The organism is Flavobacterium rhamnosiphilum, from assembly GCF_004349195.1.
GTDB lineage: Bacteria > Bacteroidota > Bacteroidia > Flavobacteriales > Flavobacteriaceae > Flavobacterium > Flavobacterium rhamnosiphilum.
The window spans coordinates 1-1,687 of the sequence record NZ_SMLG01000031.1 but is presented as its reverse complement, the minus strand read 5'-3'; the positions used below and the strand labels follow the sequence as shown (position 1 = coordinate 1,687).

Genomic DNA, 1,687 nt, shown 5'->3' with positions numbered 1-1,687 from the left:
ACACTGGCGCTCGTTTGCAACGAGTGCCAATTTTAATGTAGAGCACAATCGTAGCGTTTGCAACGCGGTTACTTTAACTCTAAGAATTCGTTTCCCACGACAGTTAGCAAATAAAACAATAGATAAACCACTCGCACTCGTTTGTCCATGTTCTCTGGTGCTCATCTGTAACGAGCACCAGTGCAGGAATTGGCGTAGTAAATTAACTAACAAGCTAGCATTCAATTCATACACCACAACCTACATCTTCCCAATCAAAAAAATCAAAAGCTTTCTGCTTCGGTAAAATAATTTACAAAAAATTTGCGTAGTTACTTGACTACACTTATATTTGTAGTCAAATAACTTCATGATGAATCTAAGACGAGACGTTTTCCAAGCAATTGCCGACCCTACACGCAGGGCAATATTGATGTTAGTAACAACACAATCGATGACAGCAGGCACAATCGCTTCCAATTTTGACACCGCAAGACCAACGGTTTCAAAACATATACAAATTTTAACCGAATGTGAATTGCTCACGGCCGAACAAAGCGGAAGGGAAATTCACTATCATCTAAATGCAAAAAAAATGAAAGAGATAGCCGACTTTATTGAACCTTTCCGAAAAATGTGGGATGACAGGTTTAATAAATTGGAAGACATTATGAAAAATTATAAACCAAAAAACTAAAATACTATGGAACTAAAAACTAAAATTAATGCCGTTGACGGAAAGCAGGAGTTAGTGATAACAAGAGCATTCGATTTGCCTTTGGAATTACTATTCAAAGCACATACAGAACCCGAAATTGTGGAGCAATGGATGGGAACCAAAGTGCTGAAACTTGAAAGTAAAAATCACGGCAGTTACCAGTATGAAACCACTGACCCAAAAGGAAACATACATGGATTTAACGGAACAATCCATGAGTTCGTCCCTAACCAGAAAATTACTCGGACATTTGAAATGAGCAATACTCCTTTTGGCATTCAGCTTGAATTCTACGAATTTGAAAAAATGACTGACGACACCAGCAAACTTACCATGCATGTGGTTTATAAATCAGTTGAAATCAGAGACCAAATCCTGAAACTACCATTTTCACAAGGAATAAATATGGCACATAATCGCCTGCAAGACATCGCAAACAAATTAAAATAATACATCATGAAAAAGAGAAACAAAATAATTTATTGGACAGCCACAGGGCTTTTTTCAGTTGGCATGTTAGGAAGCGGAATATCTCAACTACTTCACACAAAAGAAATGAATGAGCTCGTTGCCCATGTTGGGTACCCCATGTACTTCATGAACATTATTGGCGTATGGAAAATCCTTGGAGTGATTGCTATTTTAATACCTAAATTTAAGCTACTAAAAGAATGGGCATATGCAGGATTCTTTTTCTTAATGACAGGCGCATTACTTTCACATTTGGCAATGGGCGACGGAGGAAAAGCAATTCTTGGACCACTTTTTCAAACCGTTTTTATAATCCTGTCTTGGTATTTCAGACCAACAGACAGAAAAATCAATTCCTATAATTTAGCTACAACAGAAAACTAGGTAAACCTGTTCTACGAAATAACCAACTTCGCCACACACGCTGAGCAGACGATCAAAGTCCTTGCGAGTTCCGATAGCTATCGGAACGAAGCAATCTCACTAGCAAAAACAACAGATCCCAGACTAGTGCGAGCA

3 protein-coding genes are annotated in these 1,687 nt (G+C 38.1%); all 3 read left to right on the top strand.

Features of this window, described 5'->3' with window-relative positions; all coding sequences use genetic code 11:
• Positions 1–352 precede the first annotated feature (352 nt).
• From E0I26_RS16385 to E0I26_RS16375, 3 genes are read left to right on the top strand one after another with little or no spacing between them, the layout of a single operon-like run.
• On the top strand, positions 353–676 hold the full coding sequence (locus E0I26_RS16385) for an ArsR/SmtB family transcription factor (protein WP_131917518.1): 324 nt from the start codon (positions 353–355) through the stop codon (positions 674–676).
• Between the two features lie 6 nt (positions 677–682).
• Positions 683–1,147 (top strand): SRPBCC family protein, encoded by a 465-nt coding sequence (locus tag E0I26_RS16380; protein ID WP_131917517.1) that lies wholly within the window; start codon positions 683–685, stop codon positions 1,145–1,147.
• A gap of 6 nt (positions 1,148–1,153) precedes the next feature.
• Positions 1,154–1,552, top strand: coding sequence for a DoxX family protein (locus tag E0I26_RS16375; protein WP_131917516.1), 399 nt, complete (start codon positions 1,154–1,156; stop codon positions 1,550–1,552).
• Positions 1,553–1,687 lie beyond the last annotated feature (135 nt).